The sequence below is a fragment of the Candidatus Magnetobacterium casense genome (assembly GCF_019173545.1).
Taxonomy (GTDB): domain Bacteria; phylum Nitrospirota; class Thermodesulfovibrionia; order Thermodesulfovibrionales; family Magnetobacteriaceae; genus Magnetobacterium; species Magnetobacterium cryptolimnobacter.
The window spans coordinates 1-22,150 of sequence record NZ_JABXWD010000013.1 but is presented as its reverse complement, the minus strand read 5'-3'; the positions used below and the strand labels follow the sequence as shown (position 1 = coordinate 22,150).

Annotated in this window: 22 protein-coding genes; 7 read left to right on the top strand and 15 right to left on the bottom strand. The window is 47.7% G+C overall.

Annotated elements, in window-relative coordinates; genetic code table 11:
• Positions 1-536 precede the first annotated feature (536 nt).
• The 3 genes from HWQ67_RS01490 to truA all read left to right on the top strand — a co-directional run bounded on the left by HWQ67_RS01490 (position 537) and on the right by truA (position 2,706).
• Complete coding sequence (locus HWQ67_RS01490) at positions 537-674, top strand: hypothetical protein (RefSeq protein WP_218250869.1); 138 nt, start codon at positions 537-539, stop codon at positions 672-674.
• 293 nt (positions 675-967) lie between these two features.
• Positions 968-1,918 (top strand): UDP-glucuronic acid decarboxylase family protein, encoded by a 951-nt coding sequence (locus HWQ67_RS01485; protein ID WP_218250868.1) that lies wholly within the window; start codon positions 968-970, stop codon positions 1,916-1,918.
• A 14-nt stretch (positions 1,919-1,932) separates the two neighbouring features.
• On the top strand, positions 1,933-2,706 hold the full coding sequence (gene truA, locus HWQ67_RS01480; protein WP_218250867.1) for a tRNA pseudouridine(38-40) synthase TruA: 774 nt from the start codon (positions 1,933-1,935) through the stop codon (positions 2,704-2,706).
• A gap of 52 nt (positions 2,707-2,758) precedes the next feature.
• On the opposite strand, the gene HWQ67_RS01475 is transcribed toward truA, so the two are convergent.
• The 10 genes from HWQ67_RS01475 to lepA all read right to left on the bottom strand — a co-directional run bounded on the left by HWQ67_RS01475 (position 2,759) and on the right by lepA (position 10,601).
• Complete coding sequence (locus HWQ67_RS01475) at positions 2,759-3,532, bottom strand: SAM-dependent methyltransferase (protein ID WP_218250866.1); 774 nt, start codon at positions 3,530-3,532, stop codon at positions 2,759-2,761.
• Between the two features lie 304 nt (positions 3,533-3,836).
• Entirely contained in the window at positions 3,837-4,133 is a 297-nt protein-coding gene (locus tag HWQ67_RS01470) for an IS110 family transposase (protein WP_218250865.1), read from the bottom strand.
• Between the two features lie 114 nt (positions 4,134-4,247).
• Positions 4,248-4,973, bottom strand: coding sequence for a metallophosphoesterase family protein (locus tag HWQ67_RS01465; protein ID WP_218250864.1), 726 nt, complete (start codon positions 4,971-4,973; stop codon positions 4,248-4,250).
• A gap of 17 nt (positions 4,974-4,990) precedes the next feature.
• Positions 4,991-5,422 carry a transcription antitermination factor NusB gene (gene nusB / locus HWQ67_RS01460; RefSeq protein ID WP_218250863.1) on the bottom strand — a complete coding sequence of 144 codons (432 nt, stop codon included), beginning with the start codon at positions 5,420-5,422 and terminating at the stop codon, positions 4,991-4,993.
• Positions 5,423-5,432: 10 nt separating this feature from the next.
• Positions 5,433-5,894 carry a 6,7-dimethyl-8-ribityllumazine synthase gene (ribH, locus tag HWQ67_RS01455; RefSeq protein ID WP_040334525.1) on the bottom strand — a complete coding sequence of 154 codons (462 nt, stop codon included), beginning with the start codon at positions 5,892-5,894 and terminating at the stop codon, positions 5,433-5,435.
• A gap of 19 nt (positions 5,895-5,913) precedes the next feature.
• Entirely contained in the window at positions 5,914-7,122 is a 1,209-nt protein-coding gene (locus tag HWQ67_RS01450) for a bifunctional 3,4-dihydroxy-2-butanone-4-phosphate synthase/GTP cyclohydrolase II (RefSeq protein ID WP_218250862.1), read from the bottom strand.
• A 17-nt stretch (positions 7,123-7,139) separates the two neighbouring features.
• A complete protein-coding gene (locus HWQ67_RS01445) occupies positions 7,140-7,826 on the bottom strand; it encodes a riboflavin synthase (RefSeq protein WP_218250861.1) in 687 nt (228 codons plus the stop codon).
• 5 nt (positions 7,827-7,831) lie between these two features.
• A complete protein-coding gene (locus HWQ67_RS01440) occupies positions 7,832-8,188 on the bottom strand; it encodes a hypothetical protein (protein ID WP_218250860.1) in 357 nt (118 codons plus the stop codon).
• Positions 8,185-8,808: a signal peptidase I gene (lepB, locus tag HWQ67_RS01435; protein WP_218250859.1), complete on the bottom strand. Its 624-nt coding sequence runs from the start codon at positions 8,806-8,808 to the stop codon at positions 8,185-8,187. Before lepB ends, HWQ67_RS01440 begins: the two co-directional genes overlap by 4 nt.
• A complete protein-coding gene (lepA, locus tag HWQ67_RS01430; RefSeq protein ID WP_218250858.1) occupies positions 8,805-10,601 on the bottom strand; it encodes a translation elongation factor 4 in 1,797 nt (598 codons plus the stop codon). The genes lepB and lepA overlap by 4 nt, the downstream gene beginning before the upstream one ends.
• Positions 10,602-11,028: 427 nt before the next feature.
• On the opposite strand from lepA, the gene HWQ67_RS01425 reads away from it, so the two are divergent.
• Both HWQ67_RS01425 and HWQ67_RS01420 read left to right on the top strand, forming a co-directional pair.
• Entirely contained in the window at positions 11,029-11,301 is a 273-nt protein-coding gene (locus HWQ67_RS01425; protein WP_218250857.1) for a hypothetical protein, read from the top strand.
• Positions 11,298-11,513 (top strand): DUF2283 domain-containing protein, encoded by a 216-nt coding sequence (locus HWQ67_RS01420; protein ID WP_218250856.1) that lies wholly within the window; start codon positions 11,298-11,300, stop codon positions 11,511-11,513. The genes HWQ67_RS01425 and HWQ67_RS01420 overlap by 4 nt, the downstream gene beginning before the upstream one ends.
• Positions 11,514-11,769: 256 nt before the next feature.
• Here the strand turns inward: HWQ67_RS01420 and HWQ67_RS01415 are convergent, their stop codons facing one another.
• The 4 genes from HWQ67_RS01415 to HWQ67_RS01400 all read right to left on the bottom strand — a co-directional run bounded on the left by HWQ67_RS01415 (position 11,770) and on the right by HWQ67_RS01400 (position 19,085).
• The gene (locus tag HWQ67_RS01415) at positions 11,770-14,763 is read right to left on the bottom strand and encodes an FG-GAP-like repeat-containing protein (protein ID WP_218250855.1); all 2,994 of its coding nucleotides are present in this window, start codon (positions 14,761-14,763) and stop codon (positions 11,770-11,772) included.
• 63 nt (positions 14,764-14,826) lie between these two features.
• Positions 14,827-17,661, bottom strand: a complete 2,835-nt coding sequence (locus HWQ67_RS01410) for an FG-GAP-like repeat-containing protein (protein WP_218250854.1) — start codon at positions 17,659-17,661, stop codon at positions 14,827-14,829.
• Positions 17,662-18,061: 400 nt separating this feature from the next.
• A complete protein-coding gene (locus HWQ67_RS01405) occupies positions 18,062-18,535 on the bottom strand; it encodes a DUF29 domain-containing protein (protein ID WP_218250853.1) in 474 nt (157 codons plus the stop codon).
• Positions 18,536-18,620: 85 nt separating this feature from the next.
• Positions 18,621-19,085, bottom strand: coding sequence for a DUF29 domain-containing protein (locus tag HWQ67_RS01400; protein ID WP_218250852.1), 465 nt, complete (start codon positions 19,083-19,085; stop codon positions 18,621-18,623).
• 98 nt (positions 19,086-19,183) lie between these two features.
• Here HWQ67_RS01400 and HWQ67_RS01395 point away from each other — a divergent pair, with 98 nt between their 5' ends.
• Both HWQ67_RS01395 and HWQ67_RS20345 read left to right on the top strand, forming a co-directional pair.
• On the top strand, positions 19,184-19,402 hold the full coding sequence (locus HWQ67_RS01395; protein ID WP_218250851.1) for a type II toxin-antitoxin system HicB family antitoxin: 219 nt from the start codon (positions 19,184-19,186) through the stop codon (positions 19,400-19,402).
• Positions 19,403-19,514: 112 nt separating this feature from the next.
• The gene (locus HWQ67_RS20345; RefSeq protein WP_218250850.1) at positions 19,515-19,679 is read left to right on the top strand and encodes a type II toxin-antitoxin system HicA family toxin; all 165 of its coding nucleotides are present in this window, start codon (positions 19,515-19,517) and stop codon (positions 19,677-19,679) included.
• On the opposite strand, the gene pbpC is transcribed toward HWQ67_RS20345, so the two are convergent.
• A complete protein-coding gene (gene pbpC, locus HWQ67_RS01385) occupies positions 19,667-21,805 on the bottom strand; it encodes a penicillin-binding protein 1C (protein WP_218250849.1) in 2,139 nt (712 codons plus the stop codon). The genes HWQ67_RS20345 and pbpC overlap by 13 nt on opposite strands.
• Between the last annotated feature and the right edge of the window lie 345 nt (positions 21,806-22,150).

Sequence of the window (22,150 nt, the reverse complement as noted above, 5' to 3'; positions counted from 1 at the left end):
TATGAGGGAGAGATGCGCCTAAAATACGACTAAATCGGCTATTATGTCCGACAAAATATAAAAATTATAAGTTTTTATGTATTTCTCATTTCTTTTTGCAAGAGACTCATCTCTTAGCCCCTTTCATCAATGGAGGGGGATTAAATATCACTGCTTCTGCAGGACTACCCACCTCCTGATTTTGAGAGGCTTAGGGAAAAAACTTTTCCAGGGCAAAAAAGGTTTTCATATAATTTTTTTTGAATCCTGATTCAATAAAGAAACAATTCAGACATTTCCTCCCATCTTTACCAGTTGGGATTGTCTATAATCTGTAATTCAATGATAAATAAGGGTAATATTGTTTTTGTGCCAGATAGTTACGTCTAAGAATATGGGATAAATAATTATATATTCCCTTGACATATCGTAATAATATTGTTTATAATTAAGTCTAGCATTGATATATCTAAACTACATCTCCATTGGAGAGCCAGCAAACACAGTGGGAAAGAGTATCGTTCCTATAGCCCTGCACTAAAAAAATCGGGATTTTTATGACTACTGTTGAGGATATCGTTGTTACAAACCATTATGCATACATTGATGTTGCTGTTGTGAATGCCGTATTGGATGAATGGAAGTTGGATGAAGTGTTCAAACATAATGCTAAAAGAAATCTTGGAATTGAATAGGTAGCCAGAATATTTGCAATAAACCATTGTATTGACCCCGGAGCCAAGTCGCAGATACCACAGTGGTTTCGTGGTACGGCGTTACGATGGCTGCTTGATGTCGATAGTGATGACGTCGTAAATAAGGCAATAACTTTTAAAAATCATAATATAACGATAGATCAGTACAGATAATTACGTCTACAAATTTTTACATGATTTGTTTATTACCAATGGGTTATACCATGCAAGTGGTAAAATCGGGTTTATAAATGGATTTGGTACAATTAAAAGGGTAATAGATGGAGGATATTATGAATACAGCAAGGAAACGGATATTAGTAACTGGTGGGGCCGGATTTTTGGGGTCGCACCTGTGTCAGAGGCTCTTGGCCGCAGGTAATGAGGTCATCTGCCTGGATAACTTCTACACGGGACGGAAGGAGAACATTGTGCATCTGATGGGGGACAGTTATTTTGAGATACTGCGCCATGACATATGTTTTCCGCTCTACGTGGAGGTCGATGAGATATACAACCTGGCCTGTCCGGCCTCTCCGGTGCACTACCAGTTTGACCCGGTGCAGACGACAAAGACGTCCGTCCACGGGGCAATAAACGTGCTGGGGTTGGCAAAGAGGCTTAAGATAAAGATACTTCAGGCCTCAACGTCGGAGGTCTACGGCGATCCGACAGTCCACCCACAGACGGAAGACTACTGGGGTAACGTCAACCCCATCGGTATGCGTGCGTGCTACGACGAAGGCAAGCGGTGTGCCGAAACACTGTTTTTTGATTATCACAGACAGCACAAGATGAGGGTGAAGGTGGCCAGGATTTTTAACACGTATGGGCCACGTATGCTCCAAAACGATGGCCGTGTGGTCAGCAACTTCATCGTTCAGGCCCTACGAGGGCAGGACATCACGGTCTATGGCAAGGGGCAGCAGACGCGCAGCTTCTGTTACGTCGATGACCTCGTCGATGGCCTGGTCAGACTCATGAATAGCCCTGATGACTTCACAGGCCCGGTCAACCTCGGCAATCCCGGTGAGTTCACCATCCTGGAGCTTGCACGGAAGGTACTGGAGATGACCGGTTCCAGTTCCAGGATAATATACGGGCCACTTCCCCCCGATGACCCCACGCAGAGACAACCAAACATCACCCTTGCCAGGGATGTCCTGAGTTGGCAGCCCCTGGTGTCACTGGATGAGGGACTGGCAAAGACCATAGCATACTTTAAGACGCTCCTGCAGCTTTGACAAGGGGGGACGTTATGGCCCTGGCAACGATACGCCTGACGCTGTCCTACGATGGTACAAACTACCACGGGTGGCAGGTACAGCCCGCAACAGAGACCATCCAGGGACGTATAGAACGCTCTCTGCGGGCAATCACTTTAAAGGACGTTACCCTCATCGGGGCAGGCAGGACCGACGCCGGCGTACATGCCCTCGGTCAGGTTGCCGTCTTTAGCGTCGATACACACCTGCCCCCGCATACCATCATGAGGGCGCTTAATGCCATCCTGCCCGCAGACATACGTATCCTTGAAGCCGACTATGCCCCCGACGGGTTTCATCCGCGTTTCAGCGCAAGGGCAAAACGCTATGCCTACGTGATATCAATGGGTGGCGCTGTGAGTCCATTCCTGTACCGCTATTGCTGGCATATCGGTCATCCCCTGGATGTCGCGGCCATGGCCACGGCTGCCGGAACCCTCACTGGCAAACACGACTTCAAGTCCTTCTGCGCCTCCGATACGGATATCAAGACCACCACCAGGGAAGTCACCACCCTGGGGGTAGAGCGGTTGCCTCTGTTGCGATTTATGGACTTTGATATTGCCGGGGATTTTATCAGGGTGAGCATTGAGGCCGATGGCTTTCTGCGTCACATGGTGCGAAACATCGTGGGCACACTCGTAGCCGTCGGCAGGGGCAGGCTTCATCACGAAGGTGTAAGAGACATCCTGGCAGCCAGGGACCGTCGTCGTGCCGGAGAAAACGCACCTGCAAGGGGGTTGTTTCTGGAGCGGGTCTTTTACTGAGTTATCGCTATTTAGTTAAGTACCTGCCCATAATTAGTTATGTTGTCTCACATCACCGTGATATTAGCGCGAACACACCCCAACCTAGGTATTCACGGGTGTAGGTGACATAGCGTTCGGGTGCCGAGGTCAGTTCGGCTCGAACATCTTTTGCGAAGTCATCGTCGGGATTCGTTTCGAGCCATCGGCGCATCGTGAGCCACTTGGCCGCTTCATATCTATCCCAGCTGTCTTGATCTGCCAGAACCATTTCTACGATGTCGTAGCCGAGGTTGCCGAAAGATGCGAGAAGTTCTGCAAGCAAGAGAAAGTCTGAGATGGAACCGGCATGGCATCCCTTGGCGACCGCTTCTGTTGGCGGCAATTTCAGCCAGTACGGCTCGCCGATGAGGACGATCCCTCCCGCGCGGAGACTCTTAGTCAGAAGCTCGATGGTGCCTCCGACTCCTCCTCCAATCCAAGTGGCGCCAACACATGCTGCCACACCGACCTTTTCGTCGGCGACGTAATTGGCCGCGTCTGCGTGGATGAACTCGACCCGATCGGCAACACCCAGTTCGTCAGCGCGAAGCTTCGCTTGTTCCGTGAACAACTGACTCATGTCGATCCCAGTGCCGCAAATCCCATAATCACGCGCCCATGTGCACAGCATCTCGCCCGAACCGCTGCCGAGATCAAGCACACGGGTTTTCGGTTCCAAACGCAACGCTGCGCCGAGAATGGCGAGCTTTTCAGGTGTAAATGGATTGTGAATGCGATGAGCGCTTTCGGTAACGTTATATATCCGTGGAATGTCTACCACGGAAACTTCTGGACAATTAATCATGGCTCTTCCTCATCTATACTTTCGCACTTTTTAGCTTTAAAATAAAGAATACTTAAATGCTATCATAAAGATAAAGATATTGTCAATAGTCAGTTTTAGATTACCAGACGAAGCATTTCTTTTGGGATGGATGTATCTTTATTGAAGTCCGCATTAGAAGCGGACTTATGAAAAATCTCCTGGAGTGCAAATCTTCTTACAGCCCTACTTATTTTAGTGAAGCTGAGTATGGAGGTTTGAGCATCACTCTGTAGCCATGGTGCTTCTATGTCTGTAATAAGAGATAACCTCCAAAGGCAGAAACCTACCAGACTAAGGAATCGGAAATAAACAACTCATCGGTTTGATGTTGGAAATATAGAATAATTCCACAGCGGCTTAACTCTGCCAACCATTGGCTATCACTAACATCTGTCTTACGCCCTGGTACCTTCTTTACATGCTGGGCATTTACTACCAATATCTTTAGTTCCTCTTCTTCAAGGACATCATATACAGTTCTCGAATAAATCCCCGTACTTTCCATTACTGCCATTTCAACTTCTTCTTTCTTAAGCCATGAGGCTAACTTCTGGGGAGGGGCGAGGCGCCCCGGCCACAAAAAAGTCCCCTTGACCCCATAAAGGTACCACGTGTTTTGTATTTAACCCAATCGAAATCTGATATATTTTACCCTGCTTTTTTAAAAGGATACCCTTTTTTCTTATCTCTTTCCTCAATACCCGTAGGAAAGCCTTTCTACTAATCTGAACGGTAACTTTGCTGCTTCCATTTCTTTTTGGGTCTTTGAGATATCGTACTGCACGCGGACGATCTCAATGGATGAGTCGTTTACGATTACGTATGAGGCACGTGGGTCGCTGTCTCTTGGTTGACCGACGCTGCCATCGTTTATGATATACCTGCTGGTGTCCTTTATCTCTGTGCTTGCCCTGTGGATGAGTATCTCACCTGTTTGGGACTGCTCTAGGATAACGGGGGTATGACTGTGTCCTATGAAACAGAGCTTTTGTTCAAAGTGCTCAAAGTTGATCTCCGCATCCTTGACCGAAAACAGATAATCCCAGTTTTCTGGGTCCCGTGGTGTGGCGTGGACAAAGAGGGCGTTTCTTTTCTCTGAGGACTTCAACAGATTAAAGCCTTCAAGGTCACGCATATGTTCATCCGTCATCACTTCCCGGTTATACGTGACAGCGTCAGCCGCATGAACATTAAAGAACTCCGTACTGATATACTCCAGCACTGCCCAATCATGATTGCCGGCAATGAGTATCCCGCAATCTTTCTTCAGCAGGTCTATGCACAGGTTTGGCTGAGGACCATAGCCCACGGCATCTCCCACGAAATATATCTCATCTATGCGGCGATCACCTATATCCTTCAGCACCGCTTCAAGGGCATGAAGGTTGGAATGTACGTCAGAAATTACTGCATATGCCATTTGTAGTCCTCTTCCATTTAGTTTTTCTTATCTGCGTTTCTCTTATTTTGACGGTCTCCGGAGATTTTGTCAAGTACGCCGTTGATAAAGGAATAGGAATCAACCGTGGAAAATTTCTTTGCGATATCCACGGCCTCATTAATTGTGACGGCCGCAGGGATATCATCCCTGTACAAGAGTTCGTAGGTGGCAGCCCTGAGAATGTTTCTGTCCACTGTGGCCAGTCTCTGCAACTGCCAGTGTTGTGATGTCACTGCGATGATTTCGTCTATCTCCTCAATGTGCCCAACCGTGCCTGTGACGAGGTCATCTATAAAGGCGATAATTTCTTTGGAGGGTACCCTGTCCTTGATGGACTCCTCCAGTTCGCTTCTGCCCGGTATTTTGCCTGTAAAGTCAAATTGAAACAGCGTCTGCAATACAAGTTCTCTGGCCTGCCTTCTTGTCATCGGGGTTTGCTTAAAAGTGTTTCATGAGATTGGCCATCTCAATGGCGGTTATAGCGGCATCCCAGCCCTTGTTTCCGCTCTTGGTGCCGGCTCTTTCGATGGCCTGCTCGATTGTGTCGGCGGTGATGACACCGTATGCCACCGGAACGCCCGTCTCCATGGATGCCTGTGCCAGCCCCTTTGTGCACTCTGCCGCAACGTATTCAAAGTGTGGCGTTGCACCACGGATAATCGCACCCAACGCTATAACGGCATCGTAGGCATGGGTGGCGGCGACCTTTTTGGCCACAAGCGGCAGTTCAAATGCCCCGGGCGTCTTGGCTACCACTATCGTCTCCTTATCCACTCCATGACGCACAAGTGCATCAATACAGCCATCCAGCAGGCGCATCGTCATAAAGTCATTAAACCTGCTCACTATCACACAAAACCTCAACCCCTGACCCTGCAGGTCGCCTTCCAGTACCTTCATGTTAAGCTCCTCTTTTTCGTTACACTTCATCCAGTATGTGTCCCATCTTCTGTTTTTTGGTTGTCAAGTAGACTATGTTTTTCTCCGAGGGGGTTATCTCAATGGACACCCTCTCTACAACGCTTAACCCATAGCCTTCCAAGCCGACTATCTTGCGGGGATTGTTGGTCATCAGGCGGATGTTTTTGATCCCCAGGTCTACCAGTATCTGTGCCCCGATGCCGTAGTCTCTGAGGTCGGCCTCAAACCCCAGCTCTATGTTGGCCTCAACAGTATCCATGCCCTTGTCTTGCAGTTCGTATGCCTTGAGCTTGTTGGCCAAGCCAATGCCTCTGCCCTCCTGTCTCATGTACAGGATGACTCCGCGACCATACTCATTGATAAGTTCCATTGCCCGTTTCAACTGTTCTCCGCAATCACACCGCCTGGAGCCAAAGACATCCCCGGTCAGGCACTCGGAGTGAACCCGCACTGCTACAGGCTCCTCTGTTGTAACGTTGCCCTTGACGAGGGCCATGTGGGTATTGGCATCCAGCTTGTTTTCATACGCTATGGCCGTGAAGTCACCCCCGTGCTTTGTCGGGAAATAGACCTCCGCAACCTTGTGGATCAGTCGCTCGTTCTTTAGACGATACTTGATGAGTTCGGCAATTGTGATGATCTTAAGGCCATGTGTCCTGGCCACCTCCATCAACTGTGGTACGCGCGCCATGGTGCCATCGTCGTTCATGATTTCGCATATGACACCAGCCGGACACAGACCCGCCAGACGTGCCAAGTCCACCGATCCCTCCGTTTGACCGGCGCGTTGCAACACGCCCCCGGGCTTGGAGCGCAGGGGGAAGACGTGCCCGGGTCTGGCAAGGTCCTCCGGGCGAGCCTTGGGCGATATGGCCGTCAGTATGGTCGTGGCCCTGTCCTTGGCGGAAATCCCCGTGGTCACTCCCCTGCGCGCCTCTATAGACACCGTGAAGGCCGTCCCAAAAGACGACGTGTTCTCCGACGTCATCATCGGCAGGTTCAGGTGCTGCACACGCTCAGGCGTGAGGCTCAGACAGATCAGACCTCGTCCGTAGCGGGCCATGAAGTTTATTGCCTCAGGGGTCACCATTTCGGCGGCCATGCAGAAGTCGCCTTCGTTCTCCCTGTCCTCGTCATCTATCAGGATTATTATCTTGCCTTCCTCTATATCCTTGATGGCCTCATCTATTGTATCAAACGTATCCATTGCACCTCATCATTAAGTTATATTTTCACAGGCAATATAAAGCCTTCCTCTTTTAGTTTTTTTAACAGTTTGTCATCATCCGTTGCCGGAACAATCTCTGTCCCGCCGCCTATATAGTTTAACACAAAGCGTTCTACATATTTGCCTATCATATCGACCTCGAGGTTTACACGCTGACCGGCAACCCTGACCTGGAGTGTTGTTACCATCGAGGTGTGCGGTATGATGACCACCGTAAAGTCCGTTGCGGAGACCTCCGCAACCGTCAGACTTATGCCATCCACCGCTATGGAGCCTTTGCGTATCACGTATCGGAGGATATCGGCGCTTGCCTCTACGCAGAGGTCAAAACCACCACCGCCGCGCTGCTCTTTTGACCGGATGCGTCCCACACCATCGACGTGACCTGTGACCAGGTGTCCGCCGAGGCGGTTGTTCAGTGTCATTGCCGACTCCATGTTTACGCGTACACCGGGGCGAAACTCACCGAAGGTCGTATCCTTGAGCGTCTGGTGTGAAACGTCAAAGAACATCGTTGCCGACTCCTTACGCACCACCGTCAGGCACACGCCGTCTATGGCAACGCTGTCCCCTATGGCGGCCCGTGGCGCCATCGACTCTTGCCTGACGCCCAACTGCACGACGTCGTGCCTGCGATTAAAGGTCACAACGTCGCCAATTGCCTCTATTATCCCTGTAAACAATGCCCCTACTGCGTGACGTCGAATTTGAAGTCCAGGTCCTTCTGATAAAGCCCAAGGACATCGACATGTTCAGTCCATCCCGCCTTGACGTTGATCCTCTTGCTGTCGAGCTTCACTTCTATGTGCTCCTTTTTCAGCAGCGGCTCCAACCCCAGGTCTATTACCTTATCGTAGACCATCTCAAGGGTCTTCTGTTGAGTGCCACCAAGTCTTGCTATCTGTGTGACTTCGGACTTGAGAGAGTCATACTTGTAATATGGCATCCCAAACAGATATCCCACATAACACAAAAAACCGACAAATGCTATTGAGAGTATGGGCATTAACGGGCCCTCACCCCTTTGGTTAAATACAGTCTTCATTTGACTAACCTCCCTAATCTGTTAAATCGTACCCATTTACTATTACTATCCCACGACCAATATATGATCAATGCCTCACCCTTGACCAGCGAAATATCCACAAATCCCCAGAAGCGGCTGTCATAGCTCTGGTCCCTGTTGTCTCCCATCACAAAGAGCTTACCCTCGGGCACCGTAATGGGGCCGAGGTTGTCGCGGGGAACGGCATTGGTTGCACCGGTGGTGTCAACGTACTGTGCGTAGGGTTCAGTCATGGACTTGCCGTTTACGTAGAGCTTTTTCTTCTTGACCTCTACGACGTCTCCCTCTTTGGCTATGACGCGTTTAATGAAATCCCTTGAGGTGTCCTCCGGGAACTTAAAAACTATAATCTCGCCCCTCTGCGGTGAATTAAAGACCAGTATCTTTTTATCTGTAAACGGTATCTGTACGCCATAGCTGAACTTCTTGACCAACAGGTGGTCACCCACCAGGAGCGTGGGGATCATGGACCCCGAGGGTATCTTAAATGCCTGAATGACAAACGCCCTTATCAGCAGCGCCAGCACCAGCGCCGTTACTATAGACTCGACGTACTCACGCAGCAGGCTCTTCTTTTTTGTTGCGTTGTCGGGATTCATTTATCCACCCTCATCACCGCAAGGAATGCCTCCTGGGGCAGCTCTATCTTTCCAAACTGTTTCATGCGCTTCTTACCCTCTTTTTGCTTCTCTATCAGTTTCCGTTTTCTGGTGATGTCGCCACCGTAGCACTTTGCGATCACGTCCTTTCTGAGGGCCTTGACGCTCTCCCTGGCGATGATCTTCCTGCCGATGGCCGCCTGTATTGCCACCTCGTAGAGCTGTCTTGGCACGGCGCTGCGGAGACTCTCCACCACCTGCCGGCCCTTTTGGTAGGCCTTGTCCTTGTGGATTATCAGCGACAGGGCATCCACCGATGCACCGTTTATCAGGATATCCAGTTTTGTCAGGTCTGCTTCCTTGTAGCCGATCAAATCGTAGTCCATGGAGGCGTACCCCTTGGATATCGACTTGAGCCGGTCGTAGAAGTCCCACAGGATTTCGTTCATCGGCAGTTCGTACACCACCATGACGCGGTCCTTGCCGTAGAACGAAAAGTCCTTTTGCAGTCCGCGCTTGTCCTGGCACAGTTCCAGTATGTTGCCCACGAATCGCTCCGGGACAAAGATCGTTGCCTTGATGTAGGGCTCCTCGATCTTTAAATACGTCTCCGACAACTGTGATGGATTGTCTATGTAGACGACGTCGTTATTTTTTTCGGTGACCCTGTATATGACCGTGGGTGCGGTACTTATCAGGGAGAGGTTGAACTCGCGTTCGAGGCGTTCCTTGATTATGTCCATGTGCAGCAGCCCGAGGAATCCGCACCGGAAGCCAAACCCAAGCACTGTCGAAGACTCCGGCTCGAAACTAAACGATGCGTCGTTGAGCTTGAGTTTCAGCAGTGCGTCCCTTAGTTCTTCGTACTGTTGGGTCTCGGCGGGGTAGAAGCCGCAAAACACCATCGGCTTGACCTCCTTGTACCCGGGCAGCGGCATTGTTGAGGGATTGAGGCAACCGGTGATGGTGTCGCCCATCTTGGTGTCGCTGACGTTTTTGATGTTGGCCGAAATAAACCCGACCTCACCGCTTGCAAGGGTCTTGACAAACCGCGGCTTGGGTGTAAACACGCCCACATCCAGCACCTCAAACTCCTTGTTGCTGAACATCATCTTTATTCTCATACCCGGCTTTATTATACCATCAAATACCCTCAATAATACTATGACCCCCTTGTAGTTGTCAAACCAGGAGTCAAAGATGAGCGCCCGCAGCGGGGCATCGTTGTTGCCATCGGGGGGCGGTATCCGCTTGATTATCGCCTCCAGTACGTCTCTGACGCCTATACCGCTCTTTGCCGAGGTCAGGATGGCCTCGGAGCAGTCCATACCGATGACGTCCTCTATCTGCTTGATGACCTTGTCGGGTTCTGCCTGGGGCAGGTCTATCTTGTTTATAACGGGGATGATCTCGAGGTTGTGTTCCAGTGCCAGGTATGTGTTGGCGAGCGTTTGTGCCTCCACGCCCTGGGTGGCATCCACGACCAGGAGCGCCCCTTCGCAGGAGGCCAGCGACCGTGACACCTCGTAGGAGAAGTCAACGTGTCCCGGAGTGTCGATCAGGTTCAGGACGTACTCCTGGTTGTCCAGGGCCTTGTAGGTGATCCGCACGGCATGTGCCTTGATGGTAATGCCGCGTTCTTTTTCGAGGTCCATGCTGTCAAGGACCTGCTTGGTCATCATCTCCTTCTGGCTCAGTGCTCCGGTCATCTCAAGGAACCGGTCGGCCAGCGTGGACTTGCCGTGATCGATGTGCGCGATTATTGAGAAATTGCGCGTATTCTTGTTTAACATTCTCTTTCTATATCACCTTTTCTTTACTGCGGCGGGACACTCCCGCTGTCACAATCTACAAACTTGTATAATACCATAGATCGCTCTAAAATTGTGATACAAAAAAAGATAAGAAAAAAGAAAGAAGGGGGCAGCACTGCTTCTTGTCGCTCCAGGGGGTGAGGCACGATTTTGCCGCAGCGGGGGGTTGGCAAGGGGTTAGCAACCCCCCGCTCAGTGCCCCTGGCTGAAAGTCGCACCCGCCCCTGCCATAAAAGTCGCACCTGGCCCCTTCAGATACCCCCTGTAAGGTGCGAGCCGCACTGGCATAAAATGGGCCAGCCCCCCTTTTATGCCGGGGGAACTGAGCCGGGGGTCGCTGCCCCATCGCTGACCCCTTGACCCTTTCTTGACATTGTCACATTTAACATGGTACGCTCCTAGTAGTATGAAGGCTATTAGATTATCAATTCATGCCAGAGCGCAATCAGATTATCGTGGTGTGCAAGAAAGAGAAATACACGAGGCCATACTGAGTTCAAAATGGGAGCCGGCCAACCGTGGAAGACTACAGGCGAGTAAGGACTTTACATTCGAAAGAGAATGGAATAAGAAATATTACAAGTATAAGCAGGTTAAACCGGTATTTATCGAGGAAGAAACAGAATTGGTTGTAATAACAGTATATGCGTATTACTTTAACAAAGAGGTGGACAAATGACAATAACTTATGACCCGGAAGTTGATGCCCTCTATATACGTTTTATAGAGGCCACTGTAACGACTGAACATGTGGCGGAGGGAGTTGCCATTGATTATGATTGTCAAGGGCGGATCGCAGGTATAGAGATTTTAGATGCCGTGGTACGTTTTGGGAGTAAAGATGTGTTTAGAAAGATCACGTTAGAGGATATAGCACTTCAGCGTAGTTAATGCGAGGAATATCGTGGGTTGCTTGCAAGAAAAGAAAGAAGAAGGGCGTTTTGTGGCCGGGGCGGGTGCGACCCGCTGCGGCAAAATCGTGCCCCACCCCCTCCGCCCCCTCCTCAGACCTCCCCTGCAAGGTGCGAGCCGCACTGGCATAAAAGGGGCCAGCCCCCCACTGAGCCGGGGGAACTTAGCCGGGGGCGGCTCGCCCCTCGCTGACCCCTTGACCCCATCTTGCGGGGGGATGTGGCAATTATTGCTATTAGGGTTGAGTATTCCAGTCAGAAGATTTCCCAGGCAAGAGAACTATCTTTGCTCTTTTTATACCGTCCATTAACCAGATAGACACCCAATCGTGTCCTTGATCTGTATTCCTCCACAAGATGTCGCTTTTACCATCACCGTCAAAATCACCTGTACCTGCAATTTGAAAATCAAGCCCAATTTTACCAGGCGAATCATTTCCTCCTACTTTTATGCCTGTACTGTCCATTAACCAGATAACTACCTTTCCGCTGTTTTCGTCTTCAGTATCTGAATTTGTGTTTCTCCATAGTATGTCGCTTTTACCATCACCGTCAAAATCACCTATCCCTTTAATCTCCCAAACAAAACCAACGTTACCATTAAACGGCGAGCCAGTTCTTACTATAGTTTCTTTATCCATTAACCAGATTTGCAACTCACCAGTAGATGTATTACGCAAGAGTATATCGCTCTTGCCATCGCCATCAAAATCGCCTATACCTGCAATCTGCCAGTTAGATTTAGTGCCATTCCAAGTAGAGTCGTTTGGTTTAACATCGCCACTGCTTACTTTTTTTATACCGTCGATAAACCAGATTTTCAAGTCGCCAGATGTATTACGTAGCAGGATGTCGCTTTTACCGTTACCGTCAAAGTCGCCTATACCTGCAACTTGCCAATCAGAGGCTTGCCAATTAGACTCATTTGGGTTAAGTGTACCCTCTTCTTTTGATTTAGCAAGTTCCATTAACCGGATGGCTAAATCACCGTTGGTTGTTTTACGCCACAATATATCGCCACCACCATTACCGTTAAAATCGCCTACACCTGCGATCTGCCATTCAAGACCTTTACTGTCCAGGTTTCTTTTATCTGGTGTGGACGAGAGGTCTTCTTTACCTTCAACTCTCCTTGGATAGTCCATAAACCAGATTTGCATATCTTGTTTAGGCTGAGTTGCATTTGTCCTGCGCCACAGTATGTCTGACTTGCCATCTCTATTAAAGTCTCTATCGGCTGGTTTAAACAGATAGCCTTCAGTCATCCAACCAGGCTCTTGTACACCATCAAATCTAATATACCACCAACGAAACTTATCAAAATCATATGGGTATTGGTAGCCAGAAGGGGCAGCCTGTATGATACCATTAGAATTACTAGGCACCTTGGTAACAGCTTCACATTTAACGTTATCAGTACATGGTTTTTTTCTTAGAGTTGCCCCACCAGACGCGAATATCTTTATTCTTTTACCGGCACCAAAGTTATCATCTGTTATTCTACTTCTACGCATTGGCTTATAGGCTACATGAGCATATGCACCACCTGCCGCCGCTAGGTCTTTCCAAGGCCATTGTTTTCTTTGTGCCGTATATCTCGTTTCCTCCATAGATTCAAACTTACCGCTGCTTAGATATCTACCAAACAGTATAATATGCCAGTTAGCAGCATTTAGAGCATCACCTGTTTTAAGCAAAATGGAAGAAGGGGGGGGACAATCTGTTTTGATAGAGCATACATCTGTAGAGGTTAGATAATAAAAACATACTTCACCTCCACAGTTTTTTATGCCTACGTCGTCACGAAATGTAACTGTAGTTTGTCTCTTAGGCAATCTCCAACTTTGACTAACAAGACCTGAACAATCAGCACCATACCCAGTTTCCTTCGGATTAGGTGTTTTGGGACCATTATTTGTTGCGTCAATTGAAATTAAAAACTCATCGACTGATTGTTGGGGATTAGTTTGAGTATATGCCTCCCCAATATAAGAGCCTAGAGGAAAGGTATAACGATAACCTTTTATATAATTGCTAATCGCTACATTAGTTAAATCCCACTTCACATCAATCATTTTACCGGCTAAATCTTTAATTTCTGATCGTGTCATATTACTCCAAGTATCACCAGACCATCTTGTCTGTACCTCCTCAGATAATCCATTTTCTGAATTGGTCTCAGTTTCTTGTACTAAATCATATAGGATACTCTCCTCTGGTTCATCACTAACAGAAGGTTGAGATGTTGACAATTGCTTTCTGTAGACATTTAACTTTGCTTTATCTTTTCCAGGCATAAACTGATAAATATCTCCTCTATCACTGACAGAAACTAGTTTTACAGTCCAATAAAAATACTCATTGCCTGGTATTTTTAGCGTCTCAATCAGCTTGCCTTCCTTACTGAATTGGTGGACCTCCAGTATGATACTATCGTTTTTTATACGTTCTGTTTGTATATAAAAATCTCCATATATATCTTCTTGGAGAAACTCAATAGAAACTATTCCACTTAAAGGTAATTCAAAAGTTCTATTGACAGTGCCTTCATTAACGTCAATAAATCCTTTTTCCCATCTTATAAGTTCAACAAAATAACTTCTACCATTTAGACTTGTGATCCCCTTTTTATCGGAAACAGGCACATTTAAAGACTGAGGAGAAGACAAACGATCTCTTGCAATTTTTCCAATGAAAATATCATCCTGATCACCTGTACTAATATAAATATCATCTCCTACTGCTCTTAATGGTCCTATGCTCTGTTGTACATTCAAAGAATCAAGTAATGAAGAGACATTTACAGTATTCTTTGAAATAGTTCTCTTATTCTGACTACCTACTAATTGATGTAGCTTTCTTGTTACACCATCATAAATAAAGATATTACCTGATTTACCAATAGATAGATCAGACACTGTTATCTCTTTCTTTATGTCTATCTTGTATTGATAGTCCCCGTTTGAAGAAAACGCTAAAATGCGCCCATTCACTGTATCAGCAATATAAACACTTCCATCAGAATCAATCGAAAAAGATTCCGGACCAATTTTAGCATCGTTACCTATAGTCTGGGCACCAACACTTCCGTTTTCAGTACCATAAGGTATATCTATACTCACTGCTTTCAAATATCTCTTCTCTCCTGTTTGCCCAAAAGATTGACTGTTTGCTAATATGAGAGACAACAATAGAAATACTATCACCATCAATTTATCTATGCTACACATGCTATATCCTCCTTATTTATGTTTTTATACTTAAGTATCAATATGAGATTTAGTCCACTTATTTCAAATTTCACCATTTTGAACTGATGATCCAAATACCTGCCAATCTAATTCAGGTATAATGGAGGGTGAACCTGATGTTGGCATTATGTTTGAACCATCCATTAACCAGATATAGAGCTGACCAGTTGATGCCTGTCGCCACAAGATGTCTGACTTACCGTCTCCATTGAAATCGCCTACGTCAACAATTTGCCAATCAGTATAGTTTTTCGGAACAACTATTTTAGGAGAAGTAATGTTAGAGGCATTCATAAACCATATAGCAACAGCACCTGTTACAGCATCTTGCCACAGTATGTCTGACTTGCCATCGCCATCAAAATCGCCCACATCGACAATCTGCCAGTCTGTATTAGATACAGTAAATGGTGAACCTGATGTTGGCATTATGTTTGAACCATCCATCAACCATATATAGAGTTGACCAGTTGATGCATTTTGCCACAATATATCTGACTTGCCATTGCCATCAAAATCGCCTACAGCATATATCCACCAATCACTATCATCTACTATTTGAATGGTTTTACTTTTATCAAAAACAATATTAGTGCCATTCATAAACCATATGGCAACGTCACCATTCCACCCATTCTGCCACAAGATGTCTGACTCACCGTCTCCATCAAAATCACCTATACCAACAATTTGCCAATCTAAGTCAGGGATAATGGAAGGTGAACCTGATGTTGGCATTATAGTTGAACCATCCATCAACCATATATAGAGTTGACCAGTTGATGCATTTTGCCACAAGATATCTGTCTTGCCATTGCCATCAAAATCGCCTACATCAACCATCTGCCAATCAGTATAGTTCTGCAGAACAATAATTTTACCATCAGCAATACTAGGGCCATTCATAAACCACATACCAACAGCACCATTTGAAACATTCTGCCACAAGATATCCGACTTGCCGTCGCCGTCAAAGTCATGTGTGGTATGCTTGGGCTTGGGTGCTGCATTAAACGTAGCCGTAACGTTCTTGGCCGCCGACATCGTTAGCGTGCATGTTGAGGTCGTCCCGGAGCAGTCGCCGCTCCAGCCAGTGAAGGTTGAACCGGTGTCCGCCGCTGCGGTCAGGGTCACAGATGTGCCTTGCGCAAAGGGAACACGACACTCGGCGCTTGGTGTATTCATTGAACAGTCTATTCCTGGAGGTGTGATTGTTACAGCACCGCTGCCTTCACCGGCTTTGACTACCGTAAGCGTTACATCGGTTGCCTGTCCATCCTGCGTGACGGTAAACGTCTGTCCGGAGATGGTTATTATACCGGTGCGTTGGCTGCCTGTATTGGGGGTTACCGCGTAACTTATCGTGTAATTTGCTATGTCGTTGTTGACCTCACCTGGAGTGCCGTAAAGGTTGGTTATCCAACTGGCGTCGCTTGAAAACGTGAATGAGCAGTTGGTGTTTGTAGTTACACTCACATTGCCAATGCCGCCGGATGCCGGGAAGTTCTTGCTCGTTGGGGTTATTGTCACATTGGTGCAAACTGATGTAGTAGCGAACGTTGCAACAATCGTGTGGTTTGCCGTGATATTCGTGATTGTGTACGACACGAGATCGACTACTTTATTGATTACATTAGTGCCGTTATCGGTAAGCGATACGAGCATCTGTCCGGAGCCTGGCGTTACTGTACATGTGCTGGTTCCTCCGGAATCTACAACGGTAGGTGTGCAGGAGATCGAACCCGTACCGTAGTCAACTGACGCGGTTATGGTGTATTGCGTCGGTGTCGGAGTAGGCGTGGGACCAACCCCAACCGTTGAGGTGAGTATCGTACCGTTATAGCCCACTGTCGCAAAAGTTCCATTGCCGTAGATTATGCCAAATAGAGCAGATGAGACATTTGTAACCCTTAAAGTCCATGTAGTCCCACTATCTGCTGAAGTAAGTATTCCATTATTGATAAGACCTACAGCCACAAAAGTCCCGTTACCATAGGCTATACCACTTAGATAATCATAAGTATGGTTATCAGTTCCTGAATTCCTTGAAACCCATGTATCACCATTGTCCATAGAAGTAAATATTGCTGCACCCCCACCAAAGAAACACCAACCGCCAGATTTAACAGCGGAGGAAGGCCCAACAGTTGTAAAGACCCCATTGCCATAGACTATACCCCATAGGGCACTTGTAGTCCCTAAAGTCCTTGAAGTCCACGTAACCCCATTATCTGTTGATGTGGCGATTATTGTAGTAACTACTACGCATGCAGCGTTATCATGAGTATACCCAACAAAAACAAAGGTCCCATTGCCATAGGCTATACCCCATAGGTCACTCGTAGTACCTGAATTCCTTAATGCCCATGTAACCCCGTTATCCGTTGAAGTGAGTATCGTACCACTATTACCCACAGCAACAAATGTCCCATTGCCATAGGCTATATCAGATAGGCCACTCGTAGTACCTGAATTCCTTAATGTCCATGTAACCCCGTTATCCGTTGAAGTGAGTATCGTACCACTATTACCCACAGCAACAAAAGTCCCATTACTATAGGCTATACAGCTCAGGCTACTCGTAGTACCTGAATTCCTTAATGTCCATGTAACCCCATTATCCATTGAGGTAAGTATAGTGTTATTATCTCCTACAGCCACAAAAGTGCCATTGCCATAGGCTATACTGCGTAGGGTAGCCGTAATCCCTGAAACCCTTGTTGTCCACGTATCCAAAGGGTCGGCGTAGGCGGCTCCGGCAAGGCACATGGCTCCGATCACGGCAACCATCACCAGGGCAAGCAGTACACTTACGTCCGACCTTCTTTTAGAGCGGGGATACTTTCGCTCTTTTCGGTTGTTACTTCGATTAAACATACATCCTCCTCAAATTACGTCTTGATTTTGTCCCCTGCACGACCGGTAAAACCGGCCTGCTTATTCGATTAGTTGATTGCGGTAAACGGCTAAAATAAAGGGAATAGCCATAGGCGACAATCAGGCAATATTCACACAGCAAGAAATAAGACATAAGGACAGAGATAGAAGGGTTGGTTATGGTAAAGTAAGTTATTAAACTATTAGTCCGCTCATTTGAGTGAGTGAGTGAGTGAGTGAGTGAGTGAGTGAGTGAGTGAGTGAGTGAAGGGTGCCAAGCCCTTTGGCCTTTTTTATACTTCCTCGCTCAAGTTGATATAATGTCCCCATCAGATATGGTAACATTACCGCTGAGACATTTGTCAAGGGGGTGGAGGAAGATTTTTTTTAATTGGGCTATTTATAAGGACTCTTCGGGCCAGAAATCATAATCCATTAATTGCTCAAAGGTATAGAGACAGGTCTCAGGCAATACCCTGGCGCTAATCCCTGTTTCTTTTTCAAATCTTCGTTTGGCTGTTATAAATTCTTTATCTATAACGGTTTCTATATTATTTTTCAGGCTTGGATTGTCCGCAAGTAAAAGTTCAAGGTCAGTTCTTTGATTGCCTATTGTTGTGCTCCAACTTTCACAACGCCGCTTTGGCTGATACTGCCATTTCAGCAGATGCATTATTAATACCACCAATCGGCTAAATAGTTCTCTTTTGCTACTTCTAGCCATATCTTCCAGTTCCTCTGCTATATTTTCCAAGTCTATTTCCGTTAATCTGCCTTGTCGCAACAGGTCGGCATTATGAAACGCCCATTGGTAAAAATCAATCTCATAGAGAGAACTCGCTGTGAGCGTGTCTTTATGTGTTAAAGCCTCCATAGATATAGTCTCCATACTTGTATATGTTAACACTACATTGGAGGCATTTGTCAAGGTGGTGGAGGAAGTCTTTTTTTGATCCGGACTATTCGGACCAGAAATCATAATCCATTAATTGTTCAAAGGTGTATAGACAGGTCTCAGGTAATGCCTTGGCGCTAATTCCTGTTTCTTTTTCAAACATTCGTTTAGCTGTTATAAATTCTTTAGCTACAACAGTATCTATGTTATGGTTTAAACTTGGGCTGTCCTCAAGCAGATGCTTAATCGCTATTACTTGATTACCTATTGTTGTACGCCAGCTTTCACAACGTCGTTTTGGTTGGTACTGCCATTTTAGCAGGTGCATTATTAATACCGCTAACCGGTTTGCTATTTCTCTTTTGTCACTCCTGCCCATGCTCTCCAGCTCCTCTGCTATATTTTCCAAGTCTATTTCCGTCAATCTGCCTTGTCGCAACAGAACGGCATTATGAAACGCCCACTGATAAAAATCCATCTCATAGAGAGAACTCGCTGTAAGCGTGTCTTCATGTGTTAAAGTATCCATAGATATAGTTTCCATATCAGATATGCTAACATTACATCTGAGAAACTTGTCAAGTGGTGGAGGGAAAAAAATTAAAACAATCAGTTACAATAATAGTGATGACAAATAGCGAGGTTAATCTAACCAAACACAGAGTCTATACCTTCACCGTAGTAGTTGAACCGGACGAAGACCGATGGTTTGCCTATTGTCCGGCTTTGCACAAGCAAGGGGCGGCCACGTGGGGCTACACCCGACAAGAGGCTATCAGCAATATCAAGAAAGTAGTAAAAATGGTGATTGGGACATTGACGGAAGACAACGAACCCATTCCGTAAAACGAAGATGCAGCAGTAGAAATATTACCCGATATACGTGTTGCCGTTGTCGTCTAATCAATGCCCATTGATTACAAGCAACTGCGGAACCTAAAAGCCGGAGATTTGGTCAATGCCCTACTTTTATCTGCGTCATCAAACAGGTAGCCATCAACAATACCTACACAGCAATGGTCGCAGGGTGACGGTATCTTATCATAAGTCCGGTGAGACCTTTACATCCAAAATACTGAGGTCTATGATAGAAATACAAGCCCTTCTTTTTCACCTGACCTGAAAGCTCACCGTATCTGTAACGCTACCATTTTTGTCCACGATTGCGAGGGTAAAGCTGCCCTTTTGCAGACGCCACCACATGAGGCTGCCGACATTGCCGATACGTTTGCCGTTGAGCACCCACTGATAACTGGCCGCCTCCGGTTGAAAACGAAAGGCTACCATTTGGTTATCGTGCGGGATATCGGGGTCAATGCTTATGATGGTACCCTCCACGGGATATACGATGTGCGGCTGCTGCCTCTGCGCTGCCAGACTGACTACCAAGGCGGTCTCCGTGCCCTTGATGAACCACTCGTCTCTGTCGGGATCGATGCCGTTGTCAAAGCGCACGTGCCGCAACAAAAGACCCGGCGGGGCCTGCGGATTGCGGGACGACGTAAACCGATGCAGGTAGTTCATGACATCGAGCCATACGGGGGCGGCACCGGTTATCCCCGTGACGTCTCTCATGGGTTCGCCGGAGAAGTTGCCTACCCAGACGCCCACCGTATAGGTGTCGGAGTAGCCAATGCACCAGTTGTCGCGCATGTCTTTGCTCGTGCCGGTTTTGACAGCGCTCCAGTAGCGCGTGGCCAGTGGACTCTCCAGTCCAAACGTTGTAGCCCTCGCCCCGCGATCAGAGAGTATGGCAGACACGATAAAAACCGCCTCGGCATCCGCCACACGTCTGGCGCCCTGAGCCGCCTCCTGGTCAGCGGTAAGCCTCAGCGACGTATACACCCCACCGTTGGCCAACGTCCTGTAGGCATTTACCAGCTCATACAGGGTAACGTCAGCCGAGCCAAGGGCCAGTGAAAAACCGTAGAAATCTGCGTCTTTGCTGAGACTGTCAATGCCCGATGCCCTGAGCCTGTCTAAAAAGGCATCCACCGTTACCAATTGCAGCGTCCTCACGGCGGGGATGTTGAGCGACGAGGACAGTGCGGTCCTGACGCTGACGTGCCCCCTGTAGACGTTGTCGTAGTTCTTGGGCACGTAGACGCCTGATGTCGTCGGAATCAGCACGGGGGAGTCGTCCAGGAGGGATGCAGCCGTAAACAGACGTCTTTCGATGGCCAGCTCGTACAGAAACGGTTTGAGCGACGACCCCGCCTGACGCCTTGCAACAATGCCATCAACGTATGGGGCACTGGAAGCCGCCCCGCTGTTGCCTGCGTAGGCAAGGATATCACCCGTCTTGTTCTCCACAACCAGGATGGCACCATCCCGGACATTTCGGTTTGCCAGGAGACCCAGGTGGTAGTTGAGCGACTCAAGAACAAATCGCTGGAGCCTTGCATCGATGGTGGAGACGACGTTTCTTGCGTCCTTGCTCAGGAGCTTCCTGGCAACATGCGGGGCAAGGGCCACGGTTGGACGTATGTGGTAGGGCAGACGTAATACCCTCTTGGTCAACTGCGTGATATCCTCGCACGAAACACCCTTTGCAATCGTTGGTGCAAAGAGACATGCCCTCCTGGCCAGGGCGGTTTCGGAGGCGTTGGGGGCGCTGATCAGGGTGGCCAGCAGGAGTGATTCGATTTCGTTAAGCCCTCCGGGGGATTTGTCAAAGAGCGCCCTGCTTGCAGCGTCTATCCCCCGGAGTTCCCCGCGAAACGTCACCAGGTTGAGATATGCCTCGAGTATCTGTGGCTTGGACCAGCTATTTTCAAGCTCCAGGGCAGTGCGGGCCTGTTGCCACTTTTGCCTGAGACTGCGCTTGACCCCCTTTGGTCTGAGGCGCTTGTCGAGCAGGGCGGCCAGTTGCATCGTTATTGTGCTGGCCCCCCTGATGTTGCCGCTGAGGAGGACGCTCGCTATGGCATAGAGGTCGATGCCACCGTGGCTGTAAAATCGCCTGTCCTCAATCCTGATTACGGCCCTGAGCAGGGCGGGGGAGACGTCTTTAAGCGGCGTCCAATCCATGTATCTGCCGTGCTTGTTGATGCGCAGTTCGTGCAACCCCTCCGAGTGTCTGTCCAGGAGGATGGCATTGGAACTTTGGTAGGTATCTCTGACGTCCTGAAACGCAGGCGTCAGGGAAGCGCTGCCGAGGGAAAGCAGATACGCAAAAAGCGCCACAACAACCACGCTTACCACCAACACCCTCAGAACAGTTGCAACAGTGTTCCCGGTATTTTTCATGCTAAAAGTTATAAGTATTGTCTGTCATATAGTTAATGATAAGCCATCTGAGCATATCTGTCAACACTGCCGCCAGTTTTCGGTTTGGTTGTATTATCCGTGCAATGTTGATATAATAATCGGAAAGGTCTGTATGGGACTAAGTGAACAAGCGCATCGGCAAGTGTGCTGAATCACTAAATAAGTATCCTCTTTAAAAAGCATGGTAGAGGGGCAGCAGAAAAATAATTATTGCGAAATAGCTCAAGAAGTGATAGACTGTTATATATGAATCAAAGAGCAATAGAATCAAAGTTGGAGGGACTAAACATCGACATGGATAAAGTAGATGTTGAAGTCAAAAAT